Source organism: Streptomyces shenzhenensis (assembly GCF_021462265.1).
Classification (GTDB): Bacteria; Actinomycetota; Actinomycetes; order Streptomycetales; family Streptomycetaceae; genus Streptomyces; species Streptomyces shenzhenensis.
Map to the genome: position 1 here is coordinate 27,959 of NZ_JAJONF010000059.1, position 21,235 is coordinate 49,193.

The following is a 21,235-nucleotide window of genomic DNA, read 5'->3' on the forward strand; positions in this document are numbered from 1 at the left end:
GCGCTCACGCCGGGAACGCGCGCCCGCGCTCACCACCCGCGCGCGTGCCACTCCGGCAGATGCGGGCGCTCCGTGCCCAGCGTGGTGTCGTTGCCGTGTCCCGGATACACCCAGGTCTCGTCCGGCAGCGCGTCGAAGATCTTCGTCTCGACGTCGTGGATCAGGCTGGCGAAGGCCTTCGCGTCCTTGAACGTGTTGCCGACACCACCGGGGAAGAGGCAGTCCCCGGTGAAGACGTGCGGGTGGCCGTGCGGGTCGTCGTAGACCAGGGCGATGGAGCCCGGGGTGTGACCCACCAGGTGACGGGCGGTCAGTTCGACGCGGCCGACCCGGATCACGTCGCCGTCGCCCACGAGGACGTCGGTGGTGACCGGGATGCCGGGGGCGTCCTCGCGGCCCGCGTACGTCCGCGCGCCGGTCGCGGCGACGACCTCGGCCAGTGCCTGCCAGTGGTCGCCGTGCCGGTGGGTGGTGACGACGGACGCGATGCCGTCGTCACCGATCATGCCGAGGAGCGTCTCCGCGTCGTTGGCCGCGTCGATCAGCAGTTGCTCGTCGGTGGCGCGGCAACGCAGCAGATAGGCGTTGTTGTCCATGGGCCCGACCGCGATCTTGGTGATCATCAGGTCTTTGAGCTCGTGCACGTCCGCCGGTCCGCCGACCGTGACCTCTCCGCTGTACGTCATGGTGATCAGCCTATAGCGGGGAGGGGGCGCCGACGTGCCGGTCGCTACAGCGGCGGAAGCGCGGGCAGGGTGCCGCCCTTCACGACCAGGGCCGAGCCGTCGCGGCGGCCGGCGAGCCAGCCCATCAGGTCGGCGGCGGATCCCTCGACGGCGATCGGACCCCCCGGCGCGCCGCCGCCGGTGGTCCAGACCCGGCCGCTGTCGCTGCGCAGTCCGGTCGACGGGACCTCCCGGTGCCCGCCGAAGCGCTCCGCGAGAAAGTCGATCTCCCGTTCGGTGAACTCCTCCGGCAGGTCCTCCAGCTCGTACCCGATCCCGAGGTCGGCATGGTGCAGCTCGACCTCGGCCCAGCGGCGGAACGGCACCCGGGCCGCGGTGTCGGTGACCCCGTTGCGCAGCTCCACCGTGCGCGACCAGTCCGCGGGCTCGGCCGCCCGGGCCCGGAATCCGGCATGGCTCGTCCGCAGGTCGTCCAGCTGCACACCGAGCGGGCGCGGCGCGTCGCGCTCGATGTCGGCGTCCCGTGCCTCGGCGGAGGCGTACATGGGACGCCCGTCCAGGACGGCGGCGAGCGCGTCCGCGTTGCGGGCGAGGTGGGCGAGGACGTGGCCGACCGTCCAGCCGGGCAGCCGTGACGGTCGCGCGCCGGCCGCGTTGTCCAGTGCGGCGACTGCGGTGAGGAGCCGGTCGGTCGCTTCCTGTACAGACGCCAGGTCATGAGCGTGATCAATCATGGGGTTGACAGTAGCCCCGCCACACCTTCGGGTGAAGGTTTCGCACGGGCTCCGTAAATCGAATGGGCGTGCTATATCGTCGGTGGCGGCGTCGGGCATGCTGGATGGTCCGGGATTGTTTACGCATCCAGGAATCCGACCGGCGTTGTCAGTGGCTCCCCCTAGTCTGAAGAAGCACGGGGCCCTGCCCCTGTCACTTCTCTCAAGAAAGGTGCGGACCGGCTGTGGCCGACCGTCTCATCGTCCGTGGCGCGCGCGAGCACAATCTGAAGAACGTCTCGCTCGACCTGCCTCGTGACTCGCTCATCGTCTTCACTGGCCTGTCGGGGTCGGGCAAGTCCTCCCTGGCCTTCGACACGATCTTCGCCGAGGGCCAGCGTCGTTACGTGGAGTCGCTCTCCTCGTACGCCCGCCAGTTCCTCGGACAGATGGACAAGCCGGACGTGGACTTCATCGAGGGCCTGTCCCCGGCGGTGTCCATCGACCAGAAGTCGACCTCGCGCAACCCGCGCTCGACGGTCGGCACCATCACCGAGGTCTACGACTACCTGCGTCTGCTGTTCGCGCGCATCGGCAAGCCGCACTGCCCCGAGTGCGGCCGCCCGATCTCGCGCCAGTCGCCGCAGGCCATCGTGGACAGGGTCCTGGAGCTGCCGGAGGGGAGCCGCTTCCAGGTGCTCTCTCCTCTGGTGCGCGAGCGCAAGGGCGAGTTCGTCGACCTCTTCGCCGACCTCCAGACCAAGGGCTACTCACGCGCACGCGTGGACGGCGAGACCGTCCAGCTCTCCGACCCGCCGACCCTGAAGAAGCAGGAGAAGCACACCATCGAGGTGGTCGTCGACCGCCTCACGGTGAAGGACACCGCCAAGCGCCGCCTCACCGATTCCGTGGAGACCGCGCTCGGACTGTCCGGCGGCATGGTCGTGCTCGACTTCGTCGACCTCCCCGAGGACGACCCAGAGCGCGAGCGCATGTACTCGGAGCACCTGTACTGCCCGTACGACGACCTGTCCTTCGAGGAGCTGGAGCCCCGCTCCTTCTCCTTCAACTCGCCCTTCGGCGCCTGCCCCGAGTGCACCGGCATCGGCACGCGCATGGAGGTCGACCCGGAGCTGATCGTCCCGGACGAGGACAAGTCGCTCGACGAGGGTGCCATCCACCCCTGGTCGCACGGCCACACCAAGGACTACTTCGGCCGCCTGATCGGCGCCCTCGCGGACGCGCTGGGGTTCCGCACCGACATCCCCTTCGCCGGGCTGCCGCAGCGTGCCAAGAAGGCCCTGCTCTACGGCCACAAGACGCAGATCGAGGTCCGGTACCGCAACCGGTACGGCCGCGAGCGGGTGTACACCACGCCCTTCGAGGGCGCCGTGCCGTTCGTCAAGCGCCGGCACAGCGAGGCCGAGAGCGACGCAAGCCGCGAGCGCTTCGAGGGCTACATGCGCGAGGTGCCCTGCCCCACCTGCCAGGGCACCCGCCTCAAGCCGATTGTCCTCGCGGTCACGATCATGGAGAAGTCGATCGCCGAGGTCTCGGCGATGTCCATCAGCGACTGCGCGGACTTCCTGGGCGAGCTCAAGCTCAACGCCCGCGACAAGAAGATCGCCGAGCGCGTGCTCAAGGAGGTCAACGAGCGGCTGCGGTTCCTGGTCGACGTCGGCCTGGACTACCTCTCGCTGAACCGCGCGTCCGGCACTCTCTCCGGCGGCGAGGCCCAGCGCATCCGCCTGGCCACCCAGATCGGCTCCGGCCTCGTCGGCGTCCTGTACGTCCTCGACGAGCCGTCGATCGGCCTGCACCAGCGCGACAACCACCGGCTGATCGAGACCCTGGTCCGGCTGCGCGACATGGGCAACACGCTCATCGTCGTCGAGCACGACGAGGACACCATCAAGGTCGCCGACTGGGTCGTCGACATCGGCCCCGGCGCCGGTGAGCACGGCGGCAAGGTGGTGCACAGCGGGTCTTTCAAGGAACTGCTCGCCAACGCCGAGTCGCAGACCGGCCAGTACCTGTCCGGCAAGAAGTCGATCCCGCTGCCCGACATCCGCCGCCCGCAGGACCCGTCCCGTCGGCTCACCGTGCACGGCGCCCGGGAGAACAACCTCCAGGACATCGACGTGTCCTTCCCGCTGGGCGTGTTCACGGCAGTCACGGGCGTGTCCGGCTCCGGCAAGTCGACGCTGGTCAACGACATCCTGTACACGCACCTGGCCCGCGAGCTGAACGGCGCGCGGAACGTCCCCGGCCGGCACACGCGCGTGGACGGCGACGACCTCGTCGACAAGGTCGTGCACGTCGACCAGTCGCCCATCGGCCGCACCCCGCGATCGAACCCGGCGACGTACACCGGCGTCTTCGACCACATCCGCAAGCTGTTCGCCGAGACCACTGAGGCGAAGGTCCGGGGCTACCAGCCGGGCCGCTTCTCCTTCAACGTCAAGGGCGGCCGCTGCGAGAACTGCGCGGGCGACGGCACCATCAAGATCGAGATGAACTTCCTCCCGGACGTCTACGTCCCGTGCGAGGTCTGCCACGGCGCCCGGTACAACCGGGAGACCCTGGAGGTCCACTACAAGGGCAAGTCCATCTCCGAGGTCCTGAACATGCCCATCGAAGAGGCCATGCACTTCTTCGAGGCCGTCCCGGCGATCAACCGCCACCTCAATACGCTGAACGACGTCGGTCTCGGCTACGTCCGCCTCGGCCAGGCGGCGACCACCCTGTCCGGCGGTGAGGCACAGCGTGTGAAGCTCGCCAGCGAACTGCAGAAGCGCTCCACCGGGCGCACCGTCTACGTCCTCGACGAGCCGACCACCGGTCTGCACTTCGAGGACATCAGCAAGCTGCTGAAGGTCCTCGGCGGCCTCGTCGACAAGGGCAACACGGTCATCGTCATCGAGCACAACCTCGACGTGATCAAGACCGCCGACTGGGTCGTCGACATGGGTCCGGAAGGCGGCGCAGGCGGCGGACTCGTCGTCGCGGAGGGCACCCCCGAGGAGGTCGCCGCGGTCCCGGCCAGCCACACCGGCAAGTTCCTGCGCGAGATCCTCGGCGCCGACCGCGTCAGTGACGCCAGCTCGGTGAAGGCGCCGCGCAGGACGGCGGCGAAGAAGACGGTCGCGGCGAAGTCGACGGCGCGGAAGACGGCGACCGCCACGACGGCCGACAACACGGTCACGAAGAAGGCGGCCGGAGTCACGGAGAAGGCGACGCCCGCGAAGAAGACCACGCCCGCGAAGAAGGCGACGCGAGCCCGCAAAGCCTGAAGTCCCAGCCGGTTCACCTGCTCAGGCGGATTCCGGCAGATCCCGGCAGATCGGATCAGACGCGGCGCCCCACGGGAACTTCCCGTGGGGCGCCGCTCGTTCCACGATCAGCCGCCCGTTCCCCGCGGCCATGACGGACCTTGACTCCTCAACAGCGAGCGCTACACAGGCAGGTCTCCGAGTTCGGAGGCATACGGCGGTTCCGCACCCGCCCGGGAGCACGTGATCGCGGCCGCCCGCGCCGCGAACCGCAGCAACCTCGTCCAGCCGTCGGCGCCCAGTCCCAGGAGCGCCTCGGCGGACAGCGCGTCCTGAGCGGCCAGACCGTGCAGCAGGGCCGCGTTCACCGTGTCACCGGCGCCGATCGTGTCCACGACGGCGACCTTCTCACCGGGGACGGCGTACACGGTGCCGTCGCGGGTGAAGGCACTGAGACCGTCACCGCCGTGGGTGATCACCACGGCCGAGGGGCCCGCCGCCAGCCATTCGTGCGGTGTGCCGCCCAGCCACAGCGCGTCCTCCTCCGAGAGCTTGAGGAGAGTCACCGAGGGCAGCCAGCTCTTGAAACGGGCCCGGTAGGCGTCCGGATCCGCGACCAGACCCGCCCGGATGTTCGGGTCGAGTGCGGTGAACAGGCCCTGCCCGGCCGCGTCGCGCATCAGCTGCTCGTAGGCGCTCGCCCCCGGTTCCAGGACGAGCGAGAGCGTGCCGAAGGAGACGGCACGGGTGGCGGCGGGGAGGCCGGCGGGGGCGGTGAACAGGCGGTCGGCGGTCCCCTCGACGTAGAAGGAGTAGGCGGCGGAGCCCTGCGGATCGATCGTGGCGGCCGCGAGAGTGGTCGGTTCCGGGCCACGTGCCACTAGGGAGACGTCCACGCCCGCCCGGCGCAGCCCGTCCAGCAGGGCCTCGCCGAAGGCGTCGCGGGAGGCACGGGAGCAGAACGCGGTGGCAGAGCCGAGGCGGCCGAGGGCCACGGCCGTGTTGTAGGGGCCGCCGCCGAGTGCCGGCTGCAGGGCCGCGAGGGCACCCGTGCCCTGCGGTACCAGATCGATCAGTGCTTCACCGGCGACGACGATCACGAGAGGTTCCTTTCTCGGGGTGCTGGGGGTCCCTGGGGGCGCTGGGGGTGTCCGCAACGCCGTCCTCCTCCCGGCACCCGCACGACGTCCGGTGCACGAAGGCACACGGCAGCCGTAGGGTCCGGGCGGGCCGGTCGGGTGCGGCCAGCCGTTCGAGGAGCACCCGGACCGCCTCGGCGCCGAGTTCTCTGCTGGGCTGGGCGATGGCGGTGAGCCGGGGCGAGAAGAGGTCGGCCCAGGCGAAGTCGTCGAAGCAGCACAGGGCGATGTCGTCCGGTACGGACAGACCCCGCGCCCGCAGGGTGCGCAGGGCGCCGATGGTCATCGCGTTGTTGGCGGTGACGAGCGCCGTGGGCGGGGCGGCGAGCGACAGCAGAGCGGCGGTGGCCTGCTCGGCGCCCGTGGTTTCGGAGTTGCCGGGGGCGATCAGGCCGTCGTCGAGGGCCAGCCCGGCCGTGGACAGCCCCTGCCGGTAGCCGGTGATCCGCTCGCCGGTGGTGCTCAGCCCGGGCAACCCTGCGACCAGGCCGATCCGGCGGTGGCCGAGACCGGCGAGGTGGGTGACGAGCCGGGCCATCGGCTCGGTGTTCTCGGTGCAGACCTGGTCGAAGGCCGGGGCGGTGTCCGCGCCGCCGCCGACGACCCGGTCGAGGAGGACGGTCGGTACGGCATGACGGCTCAGGTAGGCGAGAAGCGCGCGCGGGTCGGCGGAGGGGGCGACGACCAGGCCGTCGACGCGGCGCTCGTGGAGGAGCTGGACGACCTTGCGTTCGTGCTCGGGGTCGTCGTGCGGGTCGGCGATGAGCAGGCTGTAGCCGTGCTCCAGGACGGCGGCCTCGACGCCCTGGAGGATCTCCGTGAAGTAGGGGTTGCTGATCGCCGACACCGCGAGCCCGATGGACCGGGTGCGGGAGGTCACCAGGGAGCGGGCGAGGGTGTTGGGCGTGTAGCCCAGTTCCTCGATGGCGTCGAGCACGGCCTGACGGGTGTGGGGCAGTACCGGGCGGGTCCCGTTCAGCACATGGGAGACGGTCGCCACCGAGACACCGGCACTCCGGGCGACGTCGGCCATGGTGGGCATCGGGCTCCCCTCGTCGCTTCCCGCCCCGCCCCGTACCGGGCTGGGGCTCGCGGGTTCCGGCTCGGGCCGCCGGGTTCCGCTCGGGACGCCATGCCCCGTCGGCCGGGACGCCATGCCCCCTTCGGCCGGGAAGCTACCTCATCGGACAGGGGCGCGTAAACGCTTGCGCAAGCGTTTACGCCCCATGGGGTGACGCCTCGCCCCCCGCCCCGAAGCGGGACGATCCGCCCAGGTAGTGTCGTCCCGCACCGCACCACCCCGATCCACCTGGAGCCCCTCGTGCCCACCCGCCCCTTCGCGAGTCGCCGTACCGTCCTGCGCGGAGCGGCCGTCACATCGGTCGCCGGGCTGGGGGCGGCCGCCTGCAAGGCACCCGGCGGTGCGGCCACGGCCGGAGCCGCCGGAGCCACGCCGACCGCGCCTGTCGACCTCGGAGCCGAGAGCGAGGTCGCCAAGGGCGGCGCTCAGCTCTACCGGGAGCACAACGTGGTGGTCAGCAGGACCGCCGACGGCGCCCTGAAGGCGTACAGCACGATCTGCACGCACGCGGGGTGCCCGATCAACAAGCTCCAGGGCACGACGTTGGTCTGCCCCTGCCACGGCAGCGAGTTCGACGCCCTGACCGGGAAGGTGGTGCGGTCGCCGGCCACCGAGCCGTTGGACGCACTGCCGGTGAAGGCGGCGAACGGGCGGATCGTGGCGGGCCCCGGCGCCTGATCGACGAGGGCTGGACCGCAGCGCCGGTTCAGTCCCAGTCCCAGCCGATCCCCAGCAGGCCCGGCCGTACCCGGGGCTCCACCAGGTGGACCGAGCGGTGCGGCCCGCTCAGCGGCAGGGCCTGCCGGCCGCCGCGCGGGGCCGCCGCCGAGTGCTGGGCGAACCGGTGGCAGCGGGTCGGCAGCGCGTCGGCGGAGAAACTCACCTGAAGGGTGTACTGGCCGCCGGGAAAGCCGAAACCGCGGACGTACTCGCGTGAGACACCGGCCGTGCCGTCCTCGACCGCGTAGCGGAAGAGAAAGGTGTCGCCGGAGCGCAGCCGGGTGCCGAAGAGGAGTTCGGCGACGAGGAGACCGGTCTCCTCGTCCGAACGGACGCGTCCCGCGCGGCAGTTCTCCAGCGCGTGCACGGTCATGTGCCGCGGGGCGCAACCGGGGTCGCCGTGGTGGACGGCCACGAAGCGGTCGACGCCGTCGTGGTGGGCACGCACGATGTGCTGGGACTCGCGGGCGGCCAGTTCCCGGTGACCGCCGATCCGTACCCGGTCGTGGTGCCCCAGGGTGTGCAGGCCGCCGTCGAGGGACCAGCCGAGTTCGGCCTGCAGCCGGTCCAGGACGTCACAGGCCTCGATGAACGAGCGGTACGAGCGGGCGGCGGGCCGGCGCACCGCGGGATCCTGCTCGGTGTCGGCGAGCAGCCGGATCAGGGACTCGTCCGGGAGCTGGAGGATCTCCTCCAGCGCGCGGACGGCCCGCAGTGACTCCGGGCGCTGGGGGCGGCGGGCACCCTGTTGCCAGTAACTCAGGCTGGTGACGCCCACTTTGACGCCGTAGCGCGACAGATGGTGCTGCACGCGCTGGAGCGGCAGCCCACGGGCGGCGATCGCGGCGCGCAGGGCCACATGGAAGGGGCCGCCGCGCAGGGCCGAGTCCAGTTCCGCGGTGGCGACGTCCGCGTGCTGTGTGCCGTGCCGCATGCAGGGGGCCTTTCTGTCGGGGGCAACGGCTGGTCAGGCCGTTGACGCGGTTCGGGGCCACCCCGTCGGCGCCGGGGACGGCCGCACCTGGGCATGCCGCGTCCGCAGGCCGTCGCACACGGCCCCGAGTTTCCCCGCATTGAAGCGTGTTGACCAATCACCGACAACACCTTCGACCGGTCGAGAACGCCCGCCTGGCCGAGGCGCGACCCCCTGACCGGCGGGATCGTGCGCGCGGCGGCGATGCCGCCGACGGCCGGGCGGCCGGAGACCGTTCACGGGGGGGGTGCCTGTTCACGGAGGAAGCCGTGCGAGATCCGCCACGCTCGGCCCGACGGCTCCGCCCCGGTCGTGAACCGGGTCCGCGAGTGCGGCATGCCGGAACCGTTCGCGATGTCACCGAGGTGTCCGATTCAGCGAGCCGAGCCCAGGCGGGGTGTGGCTACGAGCAGAAAGGAGACAGGCCGAGGCCGCTCCCTTCTGTCGGTCCCGCCCCCTGGGGCACCCGCCCTGCCGCCCGTCCCGCCGACGGTTGTCCACAGGCTCGTCGCGGTGTCGGTGCTCGCCAGTAGGGTGTGAGACATGGCCGATCCCTCCAGCTACCGCCCCAAGCCGGGACAGATCCCGGACTCCCCCGGGGTGTACCGGTTCCGTGACGAGCACCGTCGGGTGATCTACGTCGGAAAGGCGAAGAGCCTGCGCCAGCGCCTGGCGAACTACTTCCAGGACCTGGCGAGCCTGCACCCCCGCACCCGGACGATGGTCACCACCGCGGCGTCCGTGGAGTGGACCGTGGTGTCCACGGAGGTCGAGGCGCTCCAGCTGGAGTACTCCTGGATCAAGGAGTACGACCCCCGCTTCAATGTGAAGTACCGCGACGACAAGAGCTACCCGTACCTCGCGGTGACGATGAACGAGGAGTTCCCGCGGGTCCAGGTGATGCGCGGTCACAAGAAGAAGGGCGTGCGCTACTTCGGGCCGTACGGCCACGCGTGGGCGATCCGGGACACCGTCGACCTGCTGCTGCGTGTGTTCCCGGTGCGCACCTGCTCCGCCGGGGTGTTCAAGAACGCGGCCCGCACCGGCCGCCCCTGCCTGCTCGGCTACATCGGCAAGTGCTCGGCCCCCTGCGTCGGCCGGATCTCCCCGGAGGAGCACGGCGAACTGGCCGAGGAGTTCTGCGACTTCATGGCCGGCCGCACCGGCACCTACCTCCGCCGTCTGGAGAAGCAGATGATGGAGGCGGCCGAGGAGATGGAGTACGAGCGGGCCGCCCGGCTGCGCGACGACATCGGGGCCCTGAAGAAGGCCATGGAGAAGAACGCGGTCGTGCTCGCCGACGCGACCGACGCCGACCTCATCGCCGTCGCGGAGGACGAGCTGGAGGCGGCCGTGCAGATCTTCCACGTGCGCGGCGGACGGGTGCGCGGGCAGCGCGGCTGGGTGACGGACAAGGTGGAGGACGTCACCACCGGGGCTCTCGTCGAGCACGCCCTCCAGCAGCTCTACGGCGAGGAGACCGGGGACGCGGTCCCGAAGGAGGTGCTGGTCCCGGCCCTGCCCGAGCCGGTCGAGCCGGTCCAGGAGTGGCTCACCGGCCGTCGCGGGGCGAATGTCTCGCTGCGCATCCCGCAGCGCGGCGACAAGAAGGCCCTGATGGAGACCGTGCAGCGCAATGCCCAGCAGGCGCTGGCGCTGCACAAGACCAAGCGCGCCTCCGACCTCACCACCCGCTCGCGCGCGCTGGAGGAGATCGCCGACGCCCTGGACCTGGACAGCGCCCCGCTGCGCATCGAGTGCTACGACATCTCGCACCTCCAGGGCGACGACGTGGTGGCCTCCATGGTCGTCTTCGAGGACGGCCTGCAGCGCAAGAGCGAGTACCGCCGCTTCCAGATCAAGGGCTTCGCCGGTCAGGACGACGTGCGCTCGATGCACGAGGTGATCACCCGCCGGTTCCGCCGCTACCTCGCCGACAAGGAGCGGACCGGCGAGTGGGTGGAGGACAGCGCCGACGACGTCCTCATGGACTCCGGCACTTCCAGCCCCAGCCCCAGCCCCAGCTCCGCTCCCGATTCCGCCGCCACCTCCGAAACCGACCCCGACGCAGCCTCGGTCAACGGTTTCAAGGACGATGACGGCCGCCCCAAGAAGTTCGCCTACCCGCCCCAGCTCGTGGTGGTCGACGGTGGCCGGCCGCAGGTCGCCGCCGCGAAGCGGGCGCTCGACGAGCTGGGGATCGACGACATCGCCGTCTGCGGCCTCGCCAAGCGCCTCGAAGAGGTCTGGCTGCCCGAGGACGACGACCCGGTGGTCCTGCCCCGCACCAGCGAGGGGCTCTACCTGCTCCAGCGCATCCGTGACGAGGCGCACCGCTTCGCCATCACCTACCAGCGCGCCAAGCGGGCCAAGCGCTTCCGTTCCAGCCCCCTGGACGACGTACCGGGCCTGGGCGAGACCCGCAAGCAGGCGTTGATCAAGCATTTCGGCTCGGTGAAGAAGCTGCGGTCCGCCACAATCGAGCAGATCCAGGAAGTGCCTGGGATAGGCCGCAAGACGGCCGAGACCATCGCCGTGGCCCTCGCCCAGGCGGCCCCGGCCGCACCCGCCGTGAACACGGCCACTGGAGAGATCATGGATGACAGGGAAGACGAGGCGCCCGAGACGACGGCGGACGCCTCGGGGGAGCCCGTACCCGCGGGCGCCCCGGACGATCGACGGGGGCAGGAGAGATGACCGAGCGCGACGCACAGCCCACAGCACAGCGAGATCCGGCGTTCAGCGAAACGCAGGGCGGGCCCGAGGAAACGCACAGCGAGGCGCGCCAGGATCAGCCGCGGCAGGCGGAAGCCGAAGCGGTCCAGGACGACGGAGCGGAAGTGAGTACGGACGCCACTGCGCCCGGGGTGCCCGAAGCGGCCATCCCCGAACTGGTGATCATCTCCGGCATGTCGGGAGCCGGCCGTTCGACAGCGGCGAAGTGCCTGGAGGACCTCGGCTGGTTCGTCGTGGACAACCTCCCGCCGGCCCTCATTCCCACCATGGTGGAGCTGGGCGCCCGCTCCCAGGGCAACGTGGCGCGGATCGCGGTCGTGGTCGACGTGCGCGGCCGGCGCTTCTTCGACAACCTGCGCGAGTCCCTCGCCGACCTCGACAGCCGGGGCGTCACGCGCAGGATCGTCTTCCTGGAGTCCTCCGACGACGCCCTGGTCCGCCGCTTCGAGTCGGTGCGCCGCCCGCACCCGCTGCAGGGCGACGGCCGGATCGTGGACGGCATCGTCGCCGAGCGGGAGTTGCTGCGCGAGCTGCGCGGCGACGCCGACCTGGTGATCGACACCTCCAGCCTCAACGTGCACGAGCTGCGCGCCAAGATGGACGCCCAGTTCGCCGGCGAGGAGGAGCCCGAGCTGCGGGCCACGGTGATGTCGTTCGGCTTCAAGTACGGCCTGCCGGTCGACGCCGACCTGGTTGCCGACATGCGGTTCCTGCCCAACCCGCACTGGGTGCCGGAGCTGCGCCCGTACACCGGCCTCAACGAGGAGGTGTCGGCGTACGTCTTCAACCAGCCCGGCGCCAAGGAGTTCCTCGACCGCTACGCCGAGCTGCTGCGGCTGATCGCGACCGGGTACCGGCGGGAGGGCAAGCGCTACGTGACGATCGCCATCGGCTGCACGGGCGGCAAGCACCGCTCGGTCGCCGTGTCCGAGAAGCTCGCCGCCCGGCTGGCCGCCGAGGGAGTGGAGACCGTGGTCGTGCACCGGGACATGGGGCGCGAGTGACCGAGCGCACCCCAAGGCTGAGCAGGCTGCGCCGGATGGTGCCCGAGTCCCGCGCGGGCCGTCCCGTCGAGGCCCGCGGCGCCCGGCCGCGCCGCCGTGGTGCCCAGCCCAAGGTGGTCGCGCTGGGCGGTGGCATGGGGCTGTCCGCCTCGCTCGCCGCCCTGCGCCGGATCACCGGCGATCTCACCGCCGTCGTCACCGTGGCCGACGACGGCGGTTCCAGCGGGCGCCTGCGCGACGAGCTGGGCGCGCTCCCCCCGGGTGATCTGCGCAAGGCCCTCGCCGCCCTGTGCGGTGACGACGACTGGGGCCAGACCTGGGCCCGGGTCATCCAGCACCGCTTCCAGTCCAAGGGCGACCTGCACGAGCACGCCGTCGGCAATCTGCTGATCGTCGCCCTGTGGGAGCAGCTCGGCGACCACGTCCAGGCCCTGGACCTGGTCGGCAAGCTGCTCGGCGCGCACGGGCGCGTGCTGCCCATGTCGGCGGTGCCGCTGGAGCTGCAGGCCCTGGTCAAGGGGCACGATCCGGAGCGGCCCGAGGAGGTGGACATCGTCCGGGGGCAGGCCACCGTGGCGCTCACGCCCGGTGAGGTGCAGTCCGTGCACCTGGTCCCGCACGACCCGCCGGCCGTGCCGGAGGCGGTGGCGGCCGTCCTGGACGCGGACTGGGTGGTGCTCGGCCCCGGATCCTGGTTCTCGTCGGTGATTCCGCACCTGCTCGTCCCCGAACTGTTCGACGCGCTCACCGAGACCAAGGCCCGCAAGGTCCTGTCCCTGAACCTGGCACCGCAGCCGGGAGAAACCGAAGGCTTCTCACCGCAGCGTCATTTGGAGGTTTTGGGGCGACACGCCCCTAAACTCGCCCTGGACGTGGTGCTGGCCGACGAGGCCGCCGTGCCCGACCGCGACTCGCTCACCGAGGCCGCCAAGCGGCTGGGAGCCGCGGTCGAGCTGAGCCCCGTGGCCCGGACCGACGGTTCACCCCGGCACGACCCGGAGCTGTTGGCCGCCGCGTACGACCGTATTTTTCGGATGCATGGAAGGATCGGCCCATGGCGATGACGGCAGCGGTGAAGGACGAGATCTCCCGGCTACCCGTCACCCGGACCTGCTGCCGGAAGGCGGAGGTCTCCGCCATTCTGCGGTTCGCGGGCGGCCTTCACCTGGTGAGCGGGCGCATCGTGATCGAGGCGGAGCTGGACACCGCGATGGCGGCGCGGCGCCTGAAGCGGGACATCCTGGAGATCTTCGGTCACAGCTCGGAGCTGATCGTGATGGCCCCCGGCGGGCTGCGCCGCGGCTCCCGGTACGTCGTGCGCGTGGTGGCGGGCGGCGACCAGCTGGCCCGCCAGACCGGTCTGGTGGACGGCCGGGGCAGACCGATCCGGGGCCTGCCCCCGCAGGTCGTCTCCGGGGCCACCTGCGACGCCGAGGCGGCCTGGCGCGGCGCCTTCCTGGCGCACGGCTCGCTGACCGAACCCGGCCGCTCCTCCTCCCTCGAGGTGACCTGCCCGGGCCCGGAGGCCGCGCTCGCGCTGGTCGGCGCCGCCCGCCGGCTGTCCATCGCCGCGAAGGCCCGTGAGGTGCGCGGGGTGGACCGGGTGGTCGTCCGTGACGGTGACGCGATCGGCGCCCTGCTGACCCGCCTCGGCGCGCACGAGTCGGTGCTGGCCTGGGAGGAGCGCCGGATGCGCCGTGAGGTCCGCGCCACGGCGAACCGCCTGGCCAACTTCGACGACGCCAACCTGCGCCGCTCCGCCCGCGCGGCCGTCGCGGCCGGCGCCAGGGTCCAGCGTGCCCTGGAGATCCTCGGCGACGAGGTGCCCGAGCACCTCGCGGCGGCCGGCCGGCTGCGCATGGAGCACAAGCAGGCCTCCCTGGAGGAACTGGGCGCGCTTGCCGACCCGCCGCTCACCAAGGACGCGGTCGCCGGCCGGATCCGCCGGCTCCTCGCGATGGCCGACAAGCGTGCGTCCGATCTGGGTATCCCGGGCACCGAGGCCAACCTCTCCGAGGAACTGGCCGACAACCTCGTCGGCTGAGGCGGCGTCACTCCGCCGGTGCCGGCGGCCCGTACGGGCCGCCGGCACCGGCGTTCGCGTCTCCGGAGGGCGCCCGCTCACCGCCCCGAGCACCGGCGGGGACGGCGTCCTCGTCGGCGACGCCGTGCTGGTGCCCGGCGGGACGGCCACCGAGACCGAGGGAGGTCCGGAGCCCTCTTCAAGACCTACGCGGCGATCACCGCCGACCGCACCGTGCTGCTCGGTTTCGGCCTGGAACCGGTCACTTCCGCGGCCGATCGGGCGGCTCTGGTGAAGGAGGCGTTGACAGCACTCGACAACTGACGCCGACCGCACGCGACAAGTGAGCCGACCCGCTCACGAACGAGTGAAAGCTCGGCGAGAACGGGTCGGCATTCCATGACAAAAACCAGCGATATCACTCTCGATCAGGGACGGTCCGTACGCCTACTGGCGGGTACGGACCGCCTCGCCGTGTATGGGGCATCTGGATGCCGCCAAGGGGGCCCCAGGGAGGTAGGGTCGTGGGTGGTCGGGGACATCCCAAATACAGCTCGCCGGCACCGCATGGCCGGCGTACCAACGAGGAGATCGGTTCGTGACGATCCGCGTAGGCATCAACGGCTTCGGTCGTATCGGTCGCAACTACTTCCGCGCGCTGCTGGAGCAGGGCGCTGACATCGAGATCGTGGCTGTCAATGACCTGGGTGACACCGCGACCACCGCGCACCTGCTGAAGTACGACACGATCCTCGGCCGCCTCAAGGCCGAGGTGTCGCACACCGCCGACACGATCACCGTCGACGGCCACACCATCAAGGTGCTGTCCGAGCGCAACCCCGCCGACATCCCGTGGGGCGAGCTGGGCGTCGACATCGTCATCGAGTCGACCGGCATCTTCACGAAGAAGGCGGACGCCGAGAAGCACATCGCAGGCGGCGCCAAGAAGGTCCTCATCTCGGCTCCGGCCAAGGACGAGGACATCACCATCGTGATGGGCGTCAACCAGGACAAGTACGACCCGGCGAACCATCACGTCATCTCCAACGCCTCCTGCACCACCAACTGTGTGGCCCCGATGGCGAAGGTCCTCGACGAGAACTTCGGCATCGTCAAGGGCCTGATGACGACGGTGCACGCGTACACCAACGACCAGCGCATCCTGGACTTCCCGCACAAGGACCTGCGTCGCGCGCGTGCCGCCGCCGAGAACATCATCCCGACCACCACGGGTGCCGCGAAGGCCACCGCGCTGGTTCTGCCGCAGCTCAAGGGCAAGCTGGACGGTATCGCCATGCGTGTCCCGGTCCCGACCGGCTCCGCCACCGACCTGGTCGTGACGCTGCAGCGCGAAGTCACCAAGGACGAGGTCAACGCCGCGTTCAAGAAGGCCTCCGAGGACGGCGACCTGAAGGGCTACCTGGCCTACACCGAGGACGAGATCGTCTCCTCGGACATCGTCAGCGACCCGGCCTCCTGCACCTTCGACTCCTCCCTGACCATGGTCCAGGAGGGCAACACGGTGAAGGTCCTCGGCTGGTACGACAACGAGTGGGGCTACTCCAACCGCCTCGTCGACCTCACGGTCTTCGTCGGCGAACAGCTCTGATCGGCCGAACAGGCATCTCGATGCGGTAGCAGGGCTCGGGCAGCGCACGGTCGCGCCGCCCGGGCCCTGACGCGCGTAAGGATCGACCCGACGACATACGGTTCGATCAGTCCTCGTACGATCAAGAGCCCTCCTGTAGGAGTCCCCAACCATGAAGACGATCGACGAACTCCTCGCCGAAGGGGTCGACGGCAAGCGGGTCTTCGTCCGCGCCGACCTCAACGTGCCGATGGCCGACGGTCTCATCACCGACGACGGCCGCATCCGTGCCGTCCTGCCCACCGTCAAGGCCCTCGCCGACGCGGGCGCCAAGGTGGTCGTCGCCTCCCACCTGGGCCGCCCCAAGGGCGCCCCGGACCCGAAGTTCTCCCTGCTCCAGGCCGCCGAGCGGCTCGGTGAACTGCTCGGTGCCCCGGTCGCGTTCGCCCAGGACACCGTCGGCCCCGCCGCCCACGACGCGGTGAACGGCCTGCAGCCCGGCCAGGTCGCGGTCATCGAGAACCTGCGTTTCAACGCCGGCGAGACCTCCAAGGACGACACCGAGCGCGGCGAGTTCGCCGACCGGCTCGCCGCCCTCGCCGACGTCTACGTCGGTGACGGCTTCGGCGCGGTGCATCGCAAGCACGCCTCCGTCTACGACCTCCCGGCCCGGCTGCCGCACTACGCCGGCTACCTGATCGCCACCGAGGTCGGCGTCCTGAGGAAGCTCACCGACGACGTCCAGCGGCCCTACGTCGTCGTGCTCGGCGGCGCCAAGGTCTCCGACAAGCTCGCCGTGATCGACCAGCTGCTCGGCAAGGCCGACCGCATCCTGATCGGCGGCGGCATGGTGTACACCTTCCTCAAGGCCAAGGGTTACGAGGTCGGCAGCTCCCTCCTCCAGGAGGACCAGCTCGCCGCGGTCACCGAGTACATCGAGCGCGCCGAGAAGACCGGCGTCGAGCTCGTGCTGCCCGTCGACACCCTGGTCGCCCCCGAGTTCCCGGACCTGTCGGCCAAGACCCCCGGCAACCCCGCCACGGTCCCCGCCGACGCCATGCCGGCCGGCCAGATGGGGCTGGACATCGGCCCGGAGACCGCCAAGCTGTACGCCTCGAAGCTCGCCGACGCCGCCACCGTCTTCTGGAACGGTCCCATGGGCGTCTTCGAGCACCCCGACTACGCCGCGGGCACCAGGGCGGTCGCCCAGGCTCTCGTCGAGTCCAAGGGCTTCACCGTCGTCGGCGGCGGGGACTCCGCAGCCGCCGTGCGCATCCTCGGCTTCGACGAGAACGCGTTCGGACACATCTCGACCGGTGGCGGCGCCTCCCTCGAATACCTCGAGGGCAAGACGCTCCCCGGCCTCGCCGCACTGGAGGACTGACCCACATGGCCGCATCTGTTTCTTCCGGGCGCACGCCGATCATGGCGGGCAACTGGAAGATGAACCTCAACCACCTTGAGGCCATCGCCCACGTCCAGAAGCTCGCCTTCGCCCTGGCCGACAAGGACTACGAGGCCGTCGAGGTCGCCGTCCTGCCGCCCTTCACCGACCTGCGTTCGGTGCAGACCCTGGTCGACGGCGACAAGCTCAAGATCAAGTACGGCGCCCAGGACCTCTCGGCCCACGACTCCGGCGCCTACACCGGCGAGATCTCCGGACCCATGCTGGCCAAGCTGAAGTGCACCTACGTGGTCATCGGCCACTCCGAGCGCCGCCAGTACCACGCCGAGACCGACGACATCGTGAACGCCAAGGTCAAGGCCGCCTACAAGCACGGTCTGACCCCGATCCTGTGCGTCGGCGAGGAACTGGACGTCCGCGAGGCGGGCAACCACGTCGCCCACACCCTCGTCCAGGTCGAAGGCGGTCTCAAGGACGTCCCGGCCGAGCAGGCCGAGTCGGTCGTGATCGCCTACGAGCCCGTCTGGGCCATCGGTACCGGCAAGGTCTGCGGCGCCGCGGACGCGCAGGAGGTCTGCGCCGCGATCCGGGCCAAGCTCGCCGAGCTGTACAGCCAGGAGCTGGCCGACCAGGTGCGCATCCAGTACGGCGGCTCCGTCAAGGCCGGCAACGTCGCCGAGATCATGGCGCAGGCCGACATCGACGGTGCCCTGGTCGGCGGTGCCTCGCTGGACGCGGACGAATTCGTCAAGATCGTGCGCTTCCGCGATCAGTGATCGGGCCGAGCGAGTAGGCCCAGGGGGCGATCCGTCGTACCCTTGCGGGGACAAGGCGGCTTGCCGCTTTGTCCCCCTCGTTCATCCGAAGTCGTTCATCCGAATCCGAGAGAGTTGGTCCAGCCGTGGTTTTGGGGTTCTCGATCGCCCTGATCGTCTTCAGCCTGCTGCTGATGCTGCTGGTGCTGATGCACAAGGGCAAGGGCGGCGGCCTCTCCGACATGTTCGGTGGCGGTATGCAGTCCTCCGTCGGCGGCTCCTCGGTCGCCGAGCGGAACCTGGACCGGATCACCCTGGTGATCGGTCTGCTCTGGCTCGCGTGCATCATCGTCCTCGGGATCCTGATGAAGACAAGCAGCTGATCCGCGACGCACACACGCACAATCTGTACGTAAGGCCCCATGTTCGGTACGCGCACCTGAGCGCGGCCTATCATGGGGCTTGCGTCTAGGTGCGGGGGCGGTAACTCCCACCACTGGACGCGCGTTGGGCCTTACGTAGACTGAGGCGCTCGCAACGAAGCGACACGCCGACTCGCTTCGCGGCACCATCACGCAGGGAGTTACGACCGTGGCAAGTGGCAACGCGATCCGAGGTAGCCGGGTCGGGGCGGGGCCGATGGGCGAGGCCGAGCGCGGCGAGTCCGCGCCGCGTCTGCGCATCTCCTTCTGGTGCTCCAACGGGCACGAGACGCAGCCGAGCTTCGCCAGCGACGCGCAGGTGCCCGAGACCTGGGACTGCCCGCGCTGCGGCTTCCCGGCCGGTCAGGACCGGGACAACCCGCCGGACCCGCCGCGCACCGAGCCGTACAAGACGCACCTCGCGTACGTACGGGAGCGGCGCAGCGACGCGGACGGCGAGGCGATCCTCGCCGAGGCGCTCGCCAAACTGCGGGGCGAGATCTAGAAGTTGAGGCCGGCCGGGTGCCCGAGGGCGCCTGGCCGGAGCTGTCTTCGCGGCTGGGTCCGGGTCCGCGTCCGGCCCACTGTCAGTGGTGCCCTCTACGGTTTGTGCATCGGCGAATCGTGAGGGGCGGCGGTGACGGTGAGCGAGGGGGCGCCCGCGTGGCGCGGGGGCTTCGGGCGGCTGTGGACGGCCGCCGTGGTCTCCCGGTTCGGGGACGCGTTACGGACGTCCGCGCTGCCCCTGCTGGCCGCGCGCCTGACCGGCGACCCGCTCGCCATCGCCTCGGTGACCGCCTGCGGCTATGTGCCGTGGCTGCTGTTCGGGCTGCTCGGCGGTGCCGTCGCGGACCGGGTGGACCAGCGGCGCGCGATGTGGGCCGTGGACACGGTACGAGGGCTGCTCGTCGCCGCCTTCGCGCTCGCCGTGGCCCTCGGCCACGCCTCCATCCCGCTGCTCCTCCTGCTCGCCTTCGCGCTCACCACCCTGCAGACGCTCTTCGACAACGCCTCCACCGCGCTGCTGCCCTCCCTGGTGGACCGGCACGCCCTGGGCGGAGCCAACGCCCGGCTGATGACCGGCCAGCAGATCGCCGGAGGACTGCTCGGGGCCCCGCTCGTGCCGCTGCTCCTGGCGGCCGGCGCGTTCATGCCCTTCGCGGCCGACGCGAGCACCTACCTGGCGGCCGCCGCCCTGGTCGCCTCCCTGCGGACACGGCCCCCGAAGCGGGCGCCACGCCCGGCCGGCAGCACCCTGCGCAGGGAGATCGGCGAGGGCCTGCGCGCCCTGTGGCAGGACCGCGCCCTGCGGACCGTCTGCGTCGCCACCCTGCTGTGCAACATCGGCATGGGCGCCCTGATCGCCACCCTGGTCCTGCATGTGACGCGCTGGCTGCACGCGGGCACCGCGGGCTACGCGGCGGCGATGACCGCGTACTCGGCCGGCAGCATCACCGGCGGCTTCCTCGCCCAGCGCGTCGCCCGCCGTACCGGCCGGATCCGGGCCCTGCTGGTCGCCGGGACGGTCCAGACGTCGGCCCTGCTGCTCATGGGCACCGTCCGGCACCTCGGCGCCCTCGTCGCCGGCATGCTGCTGCTCGGTGCGATGAACATGGTGTGGAACGTCAACCAGGTCACGTTGATGCAGCAACACGCGCCCGAGTCGATGACCGGCCGGATCGCCGCCGCCTTCCGCACCTCCTCCACATCCGGCGCGCCGCTCGGCGCGCTGCTCGGCGGAGTCGTCGCGGGAGCCTACGGTCTGAACGGCCCCGCGCTGCTGGCCGCCGCTCTCTTCGGTCTGGCCGTCACCTCGTTGATACCGGTGCGCAAGCCTGACGTACCTGTTGTTGCGCCGCAGGAGAGCGCGACGGCAGGCCGTGCCCCGAGCTGATCAACTAGGTTGGAACGGCGGCGGCACAGGCACGCAACAGGACAGGTGCAAGGAAGAAGGCTGAAGTCGGAATGAACGCAGACGGCCGTACCAGGCTCAACCAGACGCCCGAGTGGACCGCGCTCGCCAAGCACCGGGAGGAGCTCGCCGACACCCGTCTGCGGGACCTGTTCGACGCCGACCCGGAGCGCGGCACGGGCCACACCCTCCAGGTCGGCGACCTCCACATCGACTACTCGAAGCACCTGGTCAACGACGAGACACTGCGGCTGCTGCGGGAACTGGCCGCCGCCACCGACGTGTTCGGGCTGCGGGACGCCATGTTCCGCGGCGAGAAGATCAACGTCACCGAGAACCGCGCGGTGCTGCACACCGCCCTGCGTGCCCCGCGTGACGCGGTGGTCGAGGTCGACGGCGAGAACGTGGTGCCCCAGGTGCACGCCGTCCTGGACAAGATGAGCGACTTCGCCGAGCGGGTCCGCTCCGGCGCCTGGACCGGCCACACCGGCAAGCGCATCAAGAACGTCGTCAACATCGGCATCGGCGGCTCCGACCTCGGCCCGGCGATGGCCTACGAGGTGCTGCGCGGCTTCACCGACCGCGACCTGACGGTCCGCTTCGTCTCCAACGTCGACGGCGCCGACCTGCACGAGGCCACCCGCGACCTGGACCCGGCGGAGACGCTGTTCATCATCGCCTCCAAGACGTTCACCACGATCGAGACGATCACCAACGCCACTTCCGCCCGCAACTGGCTCCTCACCGAGCTGAAGGCCGGTCAGGAAGCGGTCGCCAAGCACTTCGTGGCCCTCTCCACGAACTCC

Annotated in this window: 18 protein-coding genes; 13 read left to right on the forward strand and 5 right to left on the reverse strand. The window is 70.7% G+C overall.

Going from position 1 to position 21,235, the window contains the following annotated elements; all coding sequences use genetic code 11:
* Positions 1-29: 29 nt before the first annotated feature.
* Positions 30-686 carry an MBL fold metallo-hydrolase gene (locus LQ326_RS42030; RefSeq protein ID WP_234544359.1) on the reverse strand — a complete coding sequence of 219 codons (657 nt, stop codon included), beginning with the start codon at positions 684-686 and terminating at the stop codon, positions 30-32.
* 44 nt (positions 687-730) lie between these two features.
* Positions 731-1,420, reverse strand: a complete 690-nt coding sequence (locus LQ326_RS42035; RefSeq protein WP_234544360.1) for a maleylpyruvate isomerase family mycothiol-dependent enzyme — start codon at positions 1,418-1,420, stop codon at positions 731-733.
* A 224-nt stretch (positions 1,421-1,644) separates the two neighbouring features.
* On the opposite strand from LQ326_RS42035, the gene uvrA reads away from it, so the two are divergent.
* Positions 1,645-4,692: an excinuclease ABC subunit UvrA gene (uvrA, locus tag LQ326_RS42040; RefSeq protein ID WP_234544361.1), complete on the forward strand. Its 3,048-nt coding sequence runs from the start codon at positions 1,645-1,647 to the stop codon at positions 4,690-4,692.
* Positions 4,693-4,853: 161 nt separating this feature from the next.
* Here uvrA and LQ326_RS42045 read toward each other — a convergent pair whose 3' ends face one another.
* Together LQ326_RS42045 and LQ326_RS42050 are read right to left on the reverse strand one after the other, a co-directional pair.
* Complete coding sequence (locus LQ326_RS42045) at positions 4,854-5,771, reverse strand: carbohydrate kinase family protein (RefSeq protein ID WP_234544362.1); 918 nt, start codon at positions 5,769-5,771, stop codon at positions 4,854-4,856.
* Positions 5,752-6,852, reverse strand: a complete 1,101-nt coding sequence (locus tag LQ326_RS42050; protein ID WP_234544363.1) for a LacI family DNA-binding transcriptional regulator — start codon at positions 6,850-6,852, stop codon at positions 5,752-5,754. The genes LQ326_RS42045 and LQ326_RS42050 overlap by 20 nt, the downstream gene beginning before the upstream one ends.
* A gap of 279 nt (positions 6,853-7,131) precedes the next feature.
* Here LQ326_RS42050 and LQ326_RS42055 point away from each other — a divergent pair, with 279 nt between their 5' ends.
* Entirely contained in the window at positions 7,132-7,569 is a 438-nt protein-coding gene (locus LQ326_RS42055; protein ID WP_234544364.1) for a Rieske (2Fe-2S) protein, read from the forward strand.
* A gap of 28 nt (positions 7,570-7,597) precedes the next feature.
* Here LQ326_RS42055 and LQ326_RS42060 read toward each other — a convergent pair whose 3' ends face one another.
* Entirely contained in the window at positions 7,598-8,545 is a 948-nt protein-coding gene (locus LQ326_RS42060; RefSeq protein WP_234544365.1) for a hypothetical protein, read from the reverse strand.
* A gap of 582 nt (positions 8,546-9,127) precedes the next feature.
* Between LQ326_RS42060 and uvrC the strand changes: the two genes are divergently transcribed.
* From uvrC to LQ326_RS42115, 11 genes are all read left to right on the forward strand, one after another.
* Positions 9,128-11,281, forward strand: coding sequence for an excinuclease ABC subunit UvrC (gene uvrC / locus LQ326_RS42065; RefSeq protein WP_234544366.1), 2,154 nt, complete (start codon positions 9,128-9,130; stop codon positions 11,279-11,281).
* Positions 11,278-12,324: an RNase adapter RapZ gene (gene rapZ / locus LQ326_RS42070; protein WP_234544367.1), complete on the forward strand. Its 1,047-nt coding sequence runs from the start codon at positions 11,278-11,280 to the stop codon at positions 12,322-12,324. The genes uvrC and rapZ overlap by 4 nt, the downstream gene beginning before the upstream one ends.
* Positions 12,321-13,388 (forward strand): gluconeogenesis factor YvcK family protein, encoded by a 1,068-nt coding sequence (locus tag LQ326_RS42075; protein WP_234544368.1) that lies wholly within the window; start codon positions 12,321-12,323, stop codon positions 13,386-13,388. Before rapZ ends, LQ326_RS42075 begins: the two co-directional genes overlap by 4 nt.
* Positions 13,379-14,368 carry a DNA-binding protein WhiA gene (gene whiA / locus LQ326_RS42080; RefSeq protein WP_030347991.1) on the forward strand — a complete coding sequence of 330 codons (990 nt, stop codon included), beginning with the start codon at positions 13,379-13,381 and terminating at the stop codon, positions 14,366-14,368. Before LQ326_RS42075 ends, whiA begins: the two co-directional genes overlap by 10 nt.
* Before the next feature lie 577 nt (positions 14,369-14,945).
* On the forward strand, positions 14,946-15,956 hold the full coding sequence (gap, locus tag LQ326_RS42085; RefSeq protein ID WP_181806329.1) for a type I glyceraldehyde-3-phosphate dehydrogenase: 1,011 nt from the start codon (positions 14,946-14,948) through the stop codon (positions 15,954-15,956).
* Positions 15,957-16,107: 151 nt separating this feature from the next.
* Entirely contained in the window at positions 16,108-17,319 is a 1,212-nt protein-coding gene (locus tag LQ326_RS42090; RefSeq protein WP_234544369.1) for a phosphoglycerate kinase, read from the forward strand.
* A 41-nt stretch (positions 17,320-17,360) separates the two neighbouring features.
* Positions 17,361-18,116 carry a triose-phosphate isomerase gene (gene tpiA, locus LQ326_RS42095; protein WP_234544372.1) on the forward strand — a complete coding sequence of 252 codons (756 nt, stop codon included), beginning with the start codon at positions 17,361-17,363 and terminating at the stop codon, positions 18,114-18,116.
* Positions 18,117-18,241: 125 nt separating this feature from the next.
* Positions 18,242-18,478, forward strand: a complete 237-nt coding sequence (gene secG, locus LQ326_RS42100) for a preprotein translocase subunit SecG (RefSeq protein ID WP_181806326.1) — start codon at positions 18,242-18,244, stop codon at positions 18,476-18,478.
* A gap of 208 nt (positions 18,479-18,686) precedes the next feature.
* Positions 18,687-19,022 carry an RNA polymerase-binding protein RbpA gene (locus LQ326_RS42105; RefSeq protein WP_003976875.1) on the forward strand — a complete coding sequence of 112 codons (336 nt, stop codon included), beginning with the start codon at positions 18,687-18,689 and terminating at the stop codon, positions 19,020-19,022.
* Positions 19,023-19,160: 138 nt separating this feature from the next.
* Complete coding sequence (locus LQ326_RS42110) at positions 19,161-20,411, forward strand: MFS transporter (protein ID WP_372497100.1); 1,251 nt, start codon at positions 19,161-19,163, stop codon at positions 20,409-20,411.
* 71 nt (positions 20,412-20,482) lie between these two features.
* The coding region (locus tag LQ326_RS42115) for a phosphoglucose isomerase-related protein (RefSeq protein WP_491074094.1) at positions 20,483-21,235 on the forward strand (753 nt) is incomplete at its 3' end.

What these genes read in the sequence shown, in the direction of transcription:
- rapZ (WP_234544367.1), top strand. Translation starts at nt 11,278, where the DNA reads ATGACCGAGCGCGACGCACAGCCCACAGCACAGCGAGATCCGGCGTTC.
- LQ326_RS42060 (WP_234544365.1), bottom strand. Translation starts at nt 8,545, where the DNA reads ATGCGGCACGGCACACAGCACGCGGACGTCGCCACCGCGGAACTGGAC.
- LQ326_RS42035 (WP_234544360.1), bottom strand. Translation starts at nt 1,420, where the DNA reads ATGATTGATCACGCTCATGACCTGGCGTCTGTACAGGAAGCGACCGAC.
- LQ326_RS42090 (WP_234544369.1), top strand. Translation starts at nt 16,108, where the DNA reads ATGAAGACGATCGACGAACTCCTCGCCGAAGGGGTCGACGGCAAGCGG.
- tpiA (WP_234544372.1), top strand. Translation starts at nt 17,361, where the DNA reads ATGGCGGGCAACTGGAAGATGAACCTCAACCACCTTGAGGCCATCGCC.
- LQ326_RS42050 (WP_234544363.1), bottom strand. Translation starts at nt 6,852, where the DNA reads ATGCCCACCATGGCCGACGTCGCCCGGAGTGCCGGTGTCTCGGTGGCG.
- LQ326_RS42030 (WP_234544359.1), bottom strand. Translation starts at nt 686, where the DNA reads ATGACGTACAGCGGAGAGGTCACGGTCGGCGGACCGGCGGACGTGCAC.
- uvrC (WP_234544366.1), top strand. Translation starts at nt 9,128, where the DNA reads ATGGCCGATCCCTCCAGCTACCGCCCCAAGCCGGGACAGATCCCGGAC.
- whiA (WP_030347991.1), top strand. Translation starts at nt 13,379, where the DNA reads ATGGCGATGACGGCAGCGGTGAAGGACGAGATCTCCCGGCTACCCGTC.